The organism is Pseudomonas sp. nanlin1, from assembly GCF_045571515.1.
In the GTDB taxonomy this organism is placed as follows: Bacteria; Pseudomonadota; Gammaproteobacteria; order Pseudomonadales; family Pseudomonadaceae; genus Aquipseudomonas.
Genome location: NZ_CP124218.1, coordinates 3,206,658 through 3,219,701, shown reverse-complemented (window position 1 = coordinate 3,219,701; position 13,044 = coordinate 3,206,658). Strand labels below are relative to the sequence as shown.

At 61.2% G+C, this 13,044-nt stretch carries 11 protein-coding genes; all 11 read right to left on the bottom strand.

Going from position 1 to position 13,044, the window contains the following annotated elements; translation table 11 throughout:
- Positions 1-18 precede the first annotated feature (18 nt).
- Positions 19-1,164, bottom strand: coding sequence for a glycosyltransferase (locus tag QCL65_RS14850; protein WP_407309883.1), 1,146 nt, complete (start codon positions 1,162-1,164; stop codon positions 19-21).
- Complete coding sequence (locus tag QCL65_RS14845) at positions 1,161-2,207, bottom strand: glycosyltransferase family 4 protein (RefSeq protein WP_407309881.1); 1,047 nt, start codon at positions 2,205-2,207, stop codon at positions 1,161-1,163. The genes QCL65_RS14850 and QCL65_RS14845 overlap by 4 nt, the downstream gene beginning before the upstream one ends.
- Before the next feature lie 45 nt (positions 2,208-2,252).
- A complete protein-coding gene (locus tag QCL65_RS14840) occupies positions 2,253-3,170 on the bottom strand; it encodes a glycosyltransferase family 2 protein (RefSeq protein WP_407309879.1) in 918 nt (305 codons plus the stop codon).
- A complete protein-coding gene (locus QCL65_RS14835; RefSeq protein ID WP_407309876.1) occupies positions 3,167-4,456 on the bottom strand; it encodes an oligosaccharide flippase family protein in 1,290 nt (429 codons plus the stop codon). Before QCL65_RS14835 ends, QCL65_RS14840 begins: the two co-directional genes overlap by 4 nt.
- Complete coding sequence (locus tag QCL65_RS14830) at positions 4,453-5,922, bottom strand: hypothetical protein (RefSeq protein WP_407309874.1); 1,470 nt, start codon at positions 5,920-5,922, stop codon at positions 4,453-4,455. Before QCL65_RS14830 ends, QCL65_RS14835 begins: the two co-directional genes overlap by 4 nt.
- Before the next feature lie 86 nt (positions 5,923-6,008).
- On the bottom strand, positions 6,009-7,403 hold the full coding sequence (locus QCL65_RS14825) for an undecaprenyl-phosphate glucose phosphotransferase (protein ID WP_407309872.1): 1,395 nt from the start codon (positions 7,401-7,403) through the stop codon (positions 6,009-6,011).
- Complete coding sequence (locus tag QCL65_RS14820) at positions 7,403-8,176, bottom strand: hypothetical protein (RefSeq protein ID WP_407309870.1); 774 nt, start codon at positions 8,174-8,176, stop codon at positions 7,403-7,405. The genes QCL65_RS14825 and QCL65_RS14820 overlap by 1 nt, the downstream gene beginning before the upstream one ends.
- On the bottom strand, positions 8,173-8,916 hold the full coding sequence (locus QCL65_RS14815) for a tyrosine-protein phosphatase (RefSeq protein WP_407309868.1): 744 nt from the start codon (positions 8,914-8,916) through the stop codon (positions 8,173-8,175). Before QCL65_RS14815 ends, QCL65_RS14820 begins: the two co-directional genes overlap by 4 nt.
- Before the next feature lie 143 nt (positions 8,917-9,059).
- Positions 9,060-11,294 (bottom strand): GumC family protein, encoded by a 2,235-nt coding sequence (locus tag QCL65_RS14810; protein ID WP_407309866.1) that lies wholly within the window; start codon positions 11,292-11,294, stop codon positions 9,060-9,062.
- A complete protein-coding gene (locus QCL65_RS14805; RefSeq protein WP_407309864.1) occupies positions 11,294-11,833 on the bottom strand; it encodes a polysaccharide biosynthesis/export family protein in 540 nt (179 codons plus the stop codon). The genes QCL65_RS14810 and QCL65_RS14805 overlap by 1 nt, the downstream gene beginning before the upstream one ends.
- A 24-nt stretch (positions 11,834-11,857) precedes the next feature.
- A complete protein-coding gene (locus QCL65_RS14800; protein ID WP_407309862.1) occupies positions 11,858-13,018 on the bottom strand; it encodes an outer membrane beta-barrel protein in 1,161 nt (386 codons plus the stop codon).
- Between the last annotated feature and the right edge of the window lie 26 nt (positions 13,019-13,044).

Here is a 13,044-nt window from a genome sequence, read left to right as displayed (position 1 = left end):
AGGGTAGGCCCATGGGGCTCAGACTTCGGTCGGCGCGGGCAGCGTTTTATTTGGCGGCACAAACAGTGGCTCGGCCAGCTTTTGGTCGATAAAGGCCTGGACCTTCTGTTTGAAAATGGCCTTATCGAAACCGGCGGCGTGGGCCCGCATGGTGGCGGCCGGGAAGTCGAACTCACGGTCCTCGACGCGGCGCACGGCGGCGATCAACGCTTCCACGCTCTGTTCGTTGAACAACACACCGGTCTGCCCGTGAATCACGGTTTCCAGGGCGCCGCCCTTGGCGTAGGCAATCACCGGCGCACCGGCGGCCATGGCCTCGACCGGGACAATACCGAAGTCTTCCATGCCCGGGAAAATCAGGCCGCGGCAGCGCTGCAGCAGGTCTTTGATCACCGGGAAGGGCTGGCGGCCCATCAGCGTGACATTGGGCTTGGCCAGGGTCTTGAGCCGCTCGAACAGTTCGCCTTCACCGACCACCACCAGGGGCAGCCCCAGTTGGTTGAAGGCCTCGACCGCCAGATCAGCGCGTTTGTACGCGACCAACTGGCCCAGGCACAGGTAGAAGTCACCGCGCTCTTGGGTAGGGTCGAACTCGGTGGTGTTCACCGGCGGGTAGATCACCTCGGCGTCACGCCGGTAGAACTTGCGGATCCGCGCGGCAACGAAGCCTGAGTTGGCAATGAAGTGGTCGACACGGTCGGCCGACAACCGATCCCACACGCGCAACCAATGGGCGACCATGGGGAACAGGGTACGGATCAAGCGCCCGGCGCCGGCCAGATAGTCGTGGTACATGTCCCAGACATAGCGCATCGGCGAATGGCAGTAGCAAATGTGCAGGGCGTCGGGGCGGGTGACCACGCCCTTGGCTGGGCCCGACTCGCTGCTCAGCACCAGGTCGTAAGCGCTCAGGTCGAGCTGCTCCAACGCCATGGGCATGAACGGCAGGTACTTCTGGTAGTGTTTCTTGGCCCCGGGCAGGCGCGAGATAAAGGTGTTGTGGATCTTGCCGGTGAAACTGGCCGGCAGCGCTTGGCGCACCACGTCTTCATTGCAGACATGGATGAACAGATCGGCGTGCGGGTAGAGCTCGACCAGGGCCGAGCACACGGCTTCGCCACCGCGATTGCTGAGCCACCAGTAATGGATGATTGCGACTTTCATTGTAATTCCCCTATCGCCGCAAGAAGATTCTTGGCCGATGCTGTCCAGCTGTAGCGTGTAATGTTGGCGAAACCCTGCTCCTTGAGGCTGCGGGCGAGTTCCGGGTTAGAAATCAGCTGCTCGATGCTGCGGGCAATGTCGCGCGGGTCGTACGGGTCGCAGTACAACGCCGAGCCCTGGCAGACTTCCGGCAGGCTTGCTGCATTGGCTGCGATCACCGGGCAGCCACAGGCCTGGGCCTCCAGCGGAGGCAAGCCAAAGCCTTCATAGAATGAGGGGTAGATAAACGCTTCGGCGCCACTGTACAAATCGACCAATTCAGCATCGCTGACCCGGCCCAGCAGTTTGATGCGTGGGTCGTTTTCGATTTTGCGCAGCAGGCCCGGGTCGGCGAAGTTGCGGTTCAGCGAGCCGACGATATACAGCTTGTGGCTGTTTTGCGTGAGCTGACTGAAGGCATCGATCAGGCCATGGAAGTTTTTCTGCTGGTTGATCGACGACACCGCCAGCAGGTAACGCTCGGCTGGCACCTGGCCGCTGGGGCAGAAGGCATCGGACACGGCGTTAGGGATCACCACCACTTTGTCGGGGGCGGTTTTGTAGATTTCGCAAATTTCCTTCTTGGAAAACTCGCTCACCGTCATGACTTTGCGTGAAGTTTTCACTGTCCACGGCGTGGTCAGTTGATAAGCCAGGCGAAACTTCCAGGAGAAGCTCTGGGGGAAACGCTCGAAAGCCACGTCATGCAAGGTGCAGATCTTGTTGCGATAGGACAGCGGCGCGGTGTTGGCCAGGTTCACCAGCAGCGGGCTGCCCTGCTTGCGCAAGAAAGCCGGCAGGTCAAGCTGCTCCCAAGCGTGGCCGGTGCGGCTGCCGATGACTTCGACATTCAACTCGCGGGCAAGCTCGGGGTGGATAATATTGGCTGGCGCGACGAAGCGAATCGTCGGCGCGAGTTTGGCCAGCGCCAGGCTGATTTCCTGGGAATAGCGCTGCACGCCCGTGGTGGGTTGCGAGAGAAAACGGGCGTTTACGTAAATCAAGCTGGAAGTCCTTTGCAAAGGGGAATGCACGTCGGCGGCCGTCGATCAGATTTTCAACACGTGCAGCGGGTGCAACTTGCCGGTGAGCAAGTGCCCCAACGCCATTAGGTTGCCGCGCAAGCGCCCGGGGAAATCTTTGATACGTACCCCCAGTACCGTCTTGGCCGAGTTGGCGGTGACGTTGCGCAACATCAGGGTCAACGCCTTGCGCCAGCTCATGGTGCCTTTGCGCAGCAGGAACACTGGGTTGGAGATCTGCGAATAGCCAAAGCGCACACCGCTGGTGCGACCGCCACTGACGCCCAGGTGAACCCCGAGGCAGTCCGGCTGCAGCACCAGCTTGCCGAGGGCCAGGGCGCGGTTGGAGTAGTCCCAGTCTTCCTGCCAGCCGTACATCGGCAGGTTTTCGTCGAAGCGATAAGAACCGGCCATGGTGCCGCGGTAAACCATGTTGCATCCGTATAGGCCTTCCAGTTGCTCGACCTTGGTGGAGCTGGACCAGTGGCTCATAGGGGCCTTGGCGCCACTGAGGTACAACGGGGCATCGGCCTCGGGGATCCCGAACTCGGTCAACACGCCGTCGGCCAGGACATTGCCAGTGATGCCAACGATCTGCCGGTCCTGCTCCATGGCCTTGGCGGTATTGGCCAGCCATTCCGGGGCAGGGCGGAAGTCGTCGTCGAAAAACGCCACGAACCACTCTTCAGGGCGCAGGTCTTTGACCGCAGGGGTCAGGGCATTCAAGCCGGCGTTACGCTGGGTGGTCAGGCCGGCACTGGACAGCATGCTGACCGCCAGGCCCTGCACGCTCAGCGGGTGACGATCGAAGCCTTCGATGTCTTTTGGCTCGCTGCCGACTAAGAGGATCTGCTCGGCCGCCAGCGTTTGCTGGGCCAGGTAATCGAGCAGTACATAAGTCTCCTTCGCGCGCCCTTTGGTGGCGATAACGACGAATGCCTTCATTTGGTGTGTCCCTTGGAATCGAGAGTGAACAGACGGGTGAGGATGCCCATTTTCCAGCAGGCGAATGTCAGGCCGAGCAGCACCAGGGTTTCCCCGCCGATGCGCGCAATAGCCATGCCAATACCGCCGTACTGCAGGCCCAGGGGCACCGCGCAAAGCAGGCTTATGGCAGCGCTGATCAGCACGACCTTAGCCAGCAGGCGTTCCTGGTGAAGCGGGATCAGCACGTAGCTGCTGAGAATCAGGGTGATTGCGTTGATTGGGAACAGCAGCGCCATGCATTGCAGAATCGCCACGCTGCCTTCAAAGCCAGGGCCGAAGATCAGTGGCACGACCCAGTGGCCGAGCAGCAGGCTGCACACCAGCCCGGCGCAACCGATGGCCAACAGCAAGAGCATGGCTTTGCGCACCAAGGCGTAGGCGGCGCGTTCATCGCTGACGAACAGCGCGGTGACCCGTGGCAGGAAGATCTGCCCGGCCGGCGCCATCACGCTCAAACCGACGGCGACCAAACGCTCGGCGCCGCCAAAGGCACCGACTTCAGCCGGGCCGGCAAGCAACCCGAGCAGATAAGTGGAGGAGGCGACCAGCAGCGCCGAGCTGCCGGTGTACAGAAAGATCGTGCCAGAGGAGCGTATCAGCCCGGCGCCGGATTTCAGGCCTAGGCTCACCGGACGAATCTCGCCGCGTACCCACCAGTGGGCAACGGCCAGGGCAATGATCGCCGAGCAGAGCAACGACAGCATCACCACATGGGCATCACCTTTGCCACGCACAAGGGCGAATATCAGCACCAGGCTGACCGCAAAGCCGAGTACTTCCAGCTTGACCGCGCTGCGGGGGCGGTGGCTACCGATGAAATACCAGCCCAGGTTAAAGGCCGAGACGATCCCCAGCGCCACTGCCGCGATGCCCGTCAACGGGTTGGCCGACAACACCGGCGAGGCCACAATGGCGATACCGCCGCCGACCACGGCCAGACCACTGAGCAGCAAACGGCCGCTGGCATGGGCACCGAACAGGGCGCTATAGCGTGACGGGCTGGCGGTGGCGATATCGCGCATGCCCACCGGAGAAAAACCCCACTCGACCACCCGCCAGGCGATGGTCATCAGCGACATGGCCGCCAGCACCACGCCATAGCCTTCGACGCCCAGTACCCGGCCGAAGAACGGGATCAGCAGCAACAGGTACAGGTAGCGCAACGCGTAGGCGATGTAGACGAAATAAAAGTCGGCCCGCGAGCGACGCGTGTCCACAGTGTTGTCGGTGGTGGTAGCGGTCATTTTGGCATTCCATGGCTGACATGCGCGGACAGCGGCATGGCCAGTGGGTAGGGCGTTGGTCGAGGCATCTCGCGCTGGCGTTTAAGGTCGCTGATGACCACCGCCAGGGCGATGCCGAACAGGAACGCGTTATAGCTGCCGAAGTCCGGCGTGGTGGCGGTCAGCAGGGCCACGATGAACGAGGGAATAAAGGCATAGCGCACGGCGCCGAGCATCACTTGGCTGGTCGGGTCGGCCCCAGGTGAAAGCTTGCGGCGCACCGTTTGCAGCACGAAACCGAAGTACAGCAGCCCGCCGATCAGCCCGGTGTTGCTGAACACCGCGGCGGCGAAGTTGGAGGTACGGGTGGCGCCGATGCCCACGCCCAGGCCCCAGGTATCGATCAAGGCGTTCCAGCCCGTCGCGGTCCACATGCTGCGCTCTTCGAAGGAGCTGGTTTGCGACTTGTTGAGGACCATCTCGTTGACTTTCTCCACGATAGGGTCGAGCAGCGAGGGGGCAAACAGCACCACGCAGCCGACCACCACCAGCAGGCTCCAGGCGGTCCAGAATTCGACCCCCATGCCTTTGGGCGAAATGCGCCCAGCGCGGCGGGTGCCCTTGCGCACCGTCCACTCGATGGTGGCGCAGAGCAAGAAGACAAACAGGCCCACATAGGAAGCCGAAGAGGTCGACAGCCAGATCATCGCGATCAACAGCAGGATCAGGATGGGCGCGGTGCGTTCGCGGGTCTGGCGCTTGTGCATGGCGTAACGGAAGAAGTAAGTCAGGCTCAGGAACATCACGCATAGGCCACCGTAGGCCGACGCCTCAGGCATCAGGCCAACCACGCGCTTGCCGCCCATGATCTGCACTTCGGTCATCAGCGAATAGCTGGCGGTGCGAAACGGCGACAGCAGGGGGTCGAGGCCGACGTAACCACTGGCGAAGTCGAGCAGCCCAGTGAAGACCGCCATCCCAGCACCCACGCACATGGCCTTGAGGGCGTGCTGGCGAATCAGCGGATCGCGCAACAAGCGCGCGAAGGCGAACACGGCGAAGATGGAGATCGTCATGTAGGCCAGTTGCGAAATGTTTTGCGTAGTGGGAAACAGGGGTTCGCCGAACGTCGACAGCTCCAGGCGTACCGGAATAATGATGATCTGACCGGCGAAGAAACGCGGCAAGAACAGGGTTGCCAGGATCGCGGTGATCCAGAACAGCAAGAGCAACAGCAAGCGCTTGGGCGACAGCGCCGAGGTGGCGAAGAATACGAAGCCGCCCGGGCTGCACAAGCTGCGGGCAATGATCAGCATGAGCACCATGGGCGTCGGGGTAAAGGTCAGGCCGCCGGTCAATTCCGACGGAATAACCGCGAACGCGCCGAACGCCATCGAGCCAAAGAACAGGTACAGCTGTACCTGGGCTTTGCCGAACAGGGCCCACAAGGCGAGGCCCCAGAACAGGAGGATGGGTAGCGCTTCCATGGTTTATCGCAATGCTCTACAGATAAAGTTGAAACCGCCAGGCCGGGAGATCCCCGGCCGGCGCGTTACGCTATGGGCCCTAAGGCTCAATAGATGTTCTTGGAAAACAGCGACAACGGGGTCTTCACCAGGATCTTGATGTCCAGCCACAACGACCAATGGTTGATGTAGTTGAGGTCCTGGTTAATCCGCATCTGCATTTTTTCGACTGTTTCGGTCTCGCCGCGGTGGCCGGTGATCTGCGCCAGGCCGGTAATGCCGGGCTTGATGCGGTGGCGGGCCATGTAGGCGTTGATCTTGTCGTTGTAATACATGTTGTGGGTGACGGCGTGGGGGCGCGGGCCGACCAGGGCCATTTCACCGAACAGCACGTTGAACAGTTGCGGCAATTCGTCGATCGAGGTGCGCCGGATAAAGCGGCCTACCGAGGTGATGCGCGGGTCGCCGATGGTGGCCTGCTTGACCACGGTTTCGTCGTTGTGCACGCGCATCGAGCGGAATTTCCACACCTTGATCACTTCGCCGTTCCAGCCGTGACGGTCCTGCTTGAACAGCACGGGGCCAGGGGAGGAGCGCTTGACCGCGATAGCAGTGCCGATCATCAGTGGGCTGAGCATAAGGATGGCCAGCGCGGCCAGGCTGCGTTCCATGGCGCTCTTGAGGAACAGGGCGGCCGGGTGCGAGCTGATCGGGCTCTCATTGAGGTAGATCGCCGGCATGTGCTCGATTTCCGAGATCGACTGGTTGAGCAACAGCATGCCGCCGAAGTCTGGGGTCCAGACCACGTCGACGCTCAAGTCCAGCAGGTCGATATAGATGCTTTCGATGCTGGCGACTTCTTCCAGGGGCAGGGCGATATAAACCCGGCGAATCCCTGAGGTCTCGATGATTTGCCGCAAGTCTTTCAGGTCGCCGAGGATCGGCAGGCTGCAGTTGGCGTCGGGCTGGCTGCGGCTGGTGGTGATCAGGCCGAGCAGCGGTACGCGGCCAGGGCTGCTGAGTTTCTGCGCCAGGGTACGGGCCAGCACGCCGGTGCCGACGATCGCCGAACGGCGTTCGTTACGCAGGCTGCGTGAGTGCATACGGGTGAGCAGGCGCAGGGGCAGGTAGGTCAGGACCTGTACCAGCATGCCCAGCATGGCCCAGGTGAACATCACTTCACGGGAATACAAGTGCGAGGTCTGGGTGGCGAACGCAACGGTCAGCAGGCCGCACAACAGCAGTGCCCAAGCAGCCGCCAAGCGAGCCAGGCCCGAGATCATGCGGTGGCGCTTGTGGTAAACCTGGCACACCGCATAGGCCGGCACTGAACCCAGGATGGTCAGGATGCCAAGCAGACGGTATTCGCTGGGGACGGTTTCAAAATGCAGTAAAACCAGGATGGAAAGCAGGGCGTTGACCATGAACATCGACGCCGCCCACTGACCCCAGAACGTTAGGCCGCGGCGGTTTGCTACGAAACTGCTGTGTTGGGAAGCCATTAGATTTTACCCCCAGTGGATGTGCAGAGCTGTTGGGCCCTGGTGTTGTGTTCAGCCGCTCCGTGGCAGATTACGTGTTGCAACCCGGCGAGCCGGGCCAATCGAAAGAGGGTCAGGGCATCGCCACGTGGGCCTGCCATGACTTTGTGCATCGACTCCAGGGCCGTACCGCGTTGCCCGCTGTTAAGCTCTGGCCAGGCGCGCAGGCCAATGCTGGCCAACTCCAGTTGCACGTCTGGGCGCCAGGCGCCCCATTGGTTAGCCTGTTGCACGGCGTGTTGGTATTCACTGTCCAGTTCACCCAGGGCGAACTTGATGGTCGCCAGGCGCGCCCAGGTGTTGGGCCAAGTCGGCCGCGCGGCCACGGCCTGGCGGTACGCTTGCAACGCGGCCAGTCGCGATTCCCGCGCCTGGGGCGCGCCCGCCGGTACGTCGAAGGCTTGCCAGGCTTGCACTTGGCCGAGCTGATCGAGGTAGGCGCCGCTGGCAACCGGGTAGCGAGCGTTGGCCCGTTTCGCCGACTCCAGTACCGCCTGAAACTGTTGTGCTTCGGGCGCCTGGCCAAGACGGCTCCATTGCTGCAGTGACGCGCTCACGTGGCTACTGGCCAAGCCGGCACTGAGTAACTGCCAGCCCAGCACCAGCGCTGCGGCGGTGGTAGCCAGGCACGCAGCGTTGGCGGCTTTCTGCAGCTTCGAGGCCGGCTTCTGCACCGTGCGGCTACGGCGGCGCTCAGTGCTCCAGCCGGAGGTGTCGAGGACACTATCGTTCATGCTGCATTCGCCTTGAATTGGTCCCGGACAATGCGCCACGGGTTGTCTTGCACCAGTTTGCGCGCTGCGCTTTCGCCGACCAGGCGGATCGCCTGTTCCAAGCCAGGCAGCAGATTAGGCGGCCGATGGCGCATGTTGTGGGCATCGCTGGCGATGACGCAGACGTTGCCGTCGAGCAACAGCCGCTCGGCGAGGGCTTGCGCCGAGCTGCCGAAGTTGCCCGTGAGCGAACCGGCGGTCACTTGCAATAAACAGCCTTGGTCGAGGAACGGCGTCAGTTGCTGGTGGTTACCTTCGCCCATCAGCCCGCGGTTGCGTTCCGGGTGAGCAATGAGCGGTTGGATGCCGTTTTTCAGCAGCCAGCCGGTGAGTTTTTCGGCATGGGCGGGGATCCGTGCATGGGGAAACTCCAGCAACAACACTTGACGTTCGTCCCATTCGCCGAGAAACGGCAATTGGTGGTTCTTGGCCAAGGTCATGAGTTGCGAGTCGAAGCGTGCTTCGGCCCCCGCGCTGACCTGCAAGGGCACCCCAGCCTGTTCCAGCGCGTCGCGAAAACCGCGCAAAGCGGCCGCGATGCTGGCGGCATCGTTGCTATAGCGGCCCTCGTGCAGATGCGGCGTGCAGAGCATATGCGTGGTGCCACAGGCAACGGCGTGTGCGGCCATTTCCAGGGCATCTTGCATGTTATCTGCGCCGTCATCGATACCGGGTAGCAGGTGGGAGTGCAGGTCAATCATGCGGCCTCGGGACGAACGCGTCCTTGCCATTGCTTAGTGACACCGCGCAACAGCGCGGGCAGGGCGGCAAGGCATTCAAAAATAAATATCTAATTAGGGTGAAAGCCGGTAGCGAACGCCGCCGGCATGAACCCTGGTTTTACTCAGCTCTTGGCTTGCGCCGAACCGTAACTCTGGTAGTAATTGGCATAGCTGTAACGGCTCTTCTCAGTACGCGTGCGGTCGACCAAGTTGAGGACCATCCCGGTTAACGGTGCATTGTTCTGCAGTAACTGGCTGATTCCTTTTTGCACCAGGGGAATCGATGTGCTTTCGGCACGAATCACATAAATGACCGCATCGGCATGGTTGGCCAGCAGCATCGGGTCGCTGACCGCTTGGGTCGGTGGCGAGTCGATGATGATGCGCTCGTAACGGCCTTTGAGTTCTTCCAGAATGCGCGTCAGGCGCACCGAGGACAGCAGCTCCTGGGGGTTAGGCGGCACCATGCCGGCACAGAGCATGTCGACATTGCCAACGGTGCGAATGCAGTCAGCCAGGTCAGCCGTACCAGCGATGACGTTAGCCAGGCCAGGCTGGCCTACCGGGAAACTGAAACTGCGGGCCATGGTCGGTTGACGCAAGTCGGCGTCGATCAGCAACACGCGTTCGATGTGCGCCAGCGAGAACGCCAGGTTGTTGGCGATACTGCTCTTGCCTTCGCCGGGCACCGACGAGGTGATCAGCACGACTTTGCGCGGGGTATCCAGGGCCGACAGAATCAAGCTGGTGCGCAAGGTTCGTATCGACTCACAGAAATAGCCATCGTCGTTCTGTTCGAACAGGTTGGCGATCTGCTTGCGGTTCTTTTTCGGCACCAGGGGCACGATGCCGAGCACTGGTACGTTGAGCTTGCTTTCGACTTCTTCGGCGTTCTTGAAAGTGTTGTTCAAGGCGTCGAACAGCAGGGTCAGGCCGATACCGATAACGCCTGCCAGGATCCCGGCAATGGCGATGATCAGCGACTTGTTAGGCTTGGCTGGTTTGCTCGGGGCAATGGCCGGGTCAACGATGCGTGCGTTCGAGGTGTTGATGTCGGACGTGGCAGCGGTTTCTTTCAAGCGCGTCAGGAAGGTCTCGTACAGCACGCGGCTGCTGTCGACGTCACGTTGCAGCTCGCGCAGTTTGAATTCCTTACGGGAAATGTCCTGGATCTGCGCTTTGTTCTTGTCGAACGACGCGCTCAAGGAGTTTTCGTTGGCGCGGGCCAGCTGGTAGTTGCGCTCGATACCGGCCACGACCAGGTCAACCTGGGACTGTAGGCTGGCGGTGGCGGCGGTGAGGTCCGAACGGGCGGCGATCATGGCCGGGTGGCGGTCGCCGTAGCGAGCCGACAGTTCGTCGACTTTAGCCTGGGCGCGCGCCTGGTCACCCTTGAATTGCTGAATCAGCGGGTGGCCGAGCACCGCAGGCACACTGGCCAGGCGGTCGATGCCACCGTTTTTCAGGGTCTGCACTTGGCGGAACTGGCTTTCGGCTTCGGCACGCTGGCGGCGCGCGTCGATCATGCGGTTGCCGGTTTCCGACAGCTCGTTGGCGCTAATAGTAGCAACACCGTCGACGTCGACCAGGCCCTGGCTTTCACGGTAGCCCTGCAACAGGTTTTCCGCCGCGCGCAGTTTCTGCCGCAGTTCGTCCAGGCGCGAGTTCATCCAATTGGTGGTGGATACCGACACGGCCAGGTTGGCGTCCAGCTGGCTTTCGTTAAAACCCTCCGCCAGGGCGTTGGCCACGTCGGCGGCCAGTTGCGCGTCAGGCAGCTCGACGCTGACGGCGAGCAGTTGGCTCTTGCCCACTTGCATGGCCGAGATGCGGTCCATCAAGCGGAGGGTGACGAAGTTGAGAATGTCTTGTTCGGTCGGCGCCACGGTTTCTTCCGGCACGCGCAAGATCGGGATGAACTCGTCGATGCGGAATGTGTGCAGCAGGCCGCGGATGGTAAACGACGGTTGTGCCTGTTGGCGTGGGTCGAACAGCGGGTTGTGGGTCAGGTCGAGCTTGCGCACGGCGCGTTCGGCCAAGCCACGGGACTGCAGCAGGCCCAGCTGGGTCTGCAGGTATTCGCTGGTGTTGTTCGACGGGTCGACCACCTGCTGAAACGACAGCACCGGCTTGTTTTTCTCTTCGATCACCAAGGTCGCGGTGGCGCGATACTGGGGCGTCAGGTTGAGCACCGCGACCACGGCCAGCATGGTCACGATCACCACCAGGGCGGCGATGTTCCACTTGGCGCGCCAAACCACTTTCCAGAACTTCACCAGGTCAATGGCGTCGCTCTCTTCGGCGTGGTGGACAGGTGGCGCGACACCATCGAGGTGGTTACGCTGAATCATATTCATCAGAAAAAGCCCTGGTCGATGGTGATGGTGTCGCCCGGTTCAACTCTGGAGTTGAACTCGGCTTGCAGCTCCGAACGTTTGTCGCCGGTACCGCGGGTGATGGAGATTTTTTTCTTTGAAGCGCGCTCTGTCAGGCCACCGGCCAAGGCCACGGCTTTGTCGACCGTCAGCCCAGGCTGGTAGGGGTAACCGCCGGCTTTGATCACTTCCCCAGAGATATAGAACTCGCGATAGGACACCGCAGAGATCGTCACCTCGGGGGCTTTCAAGTAGCCGCCGTCGACCAGTTTTTGCTTGATGATCTGCGAAACTTCATAGGCAGTCTTGCCAGCGGCTGGGATCATGCCGATAAAGGGCGCGGAGAAGTTGCCCGCATCATTGAGGCGGATCTCCTCAGCGCTAAGATCGGGCTCACCATAGACCACGAGTTTCACCACATCACCGGAGGCCAATTTGTATTGCCCAACGCTTTGGTCGTCCGCAAAAGCGAAAGGGGTCAGCAGCAGGCTTAGAAACATAAAAACGATAATGCGTGTCATAGCTAGGGCTCTATTCGCTGTGTATCAAAGGCTCGCGGTCATGCTGATCATATAAATGTTGCGGGTGAAGCTTTGGTCATCGGCGGTCGAGTCGTTCACCCGGTGCCGATAGCCGGCCGAGATATCCAGCCAACGGCGCATTTTGTAAGCCACGGACAGGCCACCTTCGCTGATGTCGTCGGTGCGGTCCTGGCCTTCGTAGGCCAGGCGGGTCAGGTTGAAGCTGGCGGTGGAGACCACGCGCTCGGTCCAACCGTGGGCCCAGGCCACGCCGGCGCTGGTGCTCTTGATCGCGTCAGCGCCGTCGTCGCCTTCGTCGAAGGCCTGGCGGGCGCTGACGCTGAATTTCGAATAAGTCAGTGGAGCCCAGTCGACGCTGGCTTCCAGCATTGGGCTGGAAAGGTCTTTGCGGCTGTTGTCTTCAAAGTCTTTCTTGGCATAGCCCACCCGCAGCTTGCCGGTGGTGCGTGCGGTGGCGTCCCAGGTGCCGCCCACCAGCAGGGCGTTTTCTACGCTGTTGCGTGGGCTACTGGGGGTCAGGTAGTCGTAATCGTTGTGGCGCAGTTCCACCAGCGCGCGGGTTGAACCGCCCAGGCGGTGAAACCAGGTCGCCCCCAGAGACGAGGTGTCGCGTTCTTCGTCCGAGTTCACCCCGTTGCTATTGTCAAAGCGCATTTCCTGGTATTTGGCCGCCAGGTCAATGCGGTTTGCCGCCGTTAGCGCACCGTAGCTAAATACGCCGCCAACGTACTGGGTGTGATACTTGTCGTTCTCATCCAGCACGCTGGTGGAGTTGGTGACCTCTTTCTTGGCATAACCGGCCTCCAGGTTCAGGCGGTTGCGCGAGGTGAACTCCAAAATGCTTTCGAGCTTGACGTCATGGTCGGTGTGGCTAGCGCTTTCGGCGTCGTGAAAAATGTCCCGCGAGCCCAGGTAGGTCAGGCGGTAAGCGCTGTTGCGGTCTTCTGCCTTGAATTCGAAACCCGGTGCGACCGTGGTGATCCAGGAGCTCTCTTTATTGCGTTCCACTTCGCGAAAGTTGTCGTCGAAGGTTTCGCCGACTTTCAGGGTCGGGGTGAACTGAAAGCCGAGAATGTCCACGCTGGCCGCTTCGACGGCCGACGCTTGCGAGGGCAGGAATGCAGGAGTGGCCAGAATCATCGCAAGCCGACGGATCGATTTCATTAGCAGGTCCATGGTGGTTCAGTGAG

Excerpts from the sequence above, each read along its gene's own strand:
- QCL65_RS14810 (WP_407309866.1), bottom strand. The coding sequence starts at position 11,294 with ATGAATATGATTCAGCGTAACCACCTCGATGGTGTCGCGCCACCTGTC.
- QCL65_RS14830 (WP_407309874.1), bottom strand. The coding sequence starts at position 5,922 with ATGGAAGCGCTACCCATCCTCCTGTTCTGGGGCCTCGCCTTGTGGGCC.
- QCL65_RS14840 (WP_407309879.1), bottom strand. The coding sequence starts at position 3,170 with ATGAAGGCATTCGTCGTTATCGCCACCAAAGGGCGCGCGAAGGAGACT.
- QCL65_RS14820 (WP_407309870.1), bottom strand. The coding sequence starts at position 8,176 with ATGAACGATAGTGTCCTCGACACCTCCGGCTGGAGCACTGAGCGCCGC.
- QCL65_RS14850 (WP_407309883.1), bottom strand. The coding sequence starts at position 1,164 with ATGAAAGTCGCAATCATCCATTACTGGTGGCTCAGCAATCGCGGTGGC.
- QCL65_RS14800 (WP_407309862.1), bottom strand. The coding sequence starts at position 13,018 with ATGAAATCGATCCGTCGGCTTGCGATGATTCTGGCCACTCCTGCATTC.
- QCL65_RS14825 (WP_407309872.1), bottom strand. The coding sequence starts at position 7,403 with ATGGCTTCCCAACACAGCAGTTTCGTAGCAAACCGCCGCGGCCTAACG.
- QCL65_RS14805 (WP_407309864.1), bottom strand. The coding sequence starts at position 11,833 with ATGACACGCATTATCGTTTTTATGTTTCTAAGCCTGCTGCTGACCCCT.
- QCL65_RS14835 (WP_407309876.1), bottom strand. The coding sequence starts at position 4,456 with ATGACCGCTACCACCACCGACAACACTGTGGACACGCGTCGCTCGCGG.
- QCL65_RS14815 (WP_407309868.1), bottom strand. The coding sequence starts at position 8,916 with ATGATTGACCTGCACTCCCACCTGCTACCCGGTATCGATGACGGCGCA.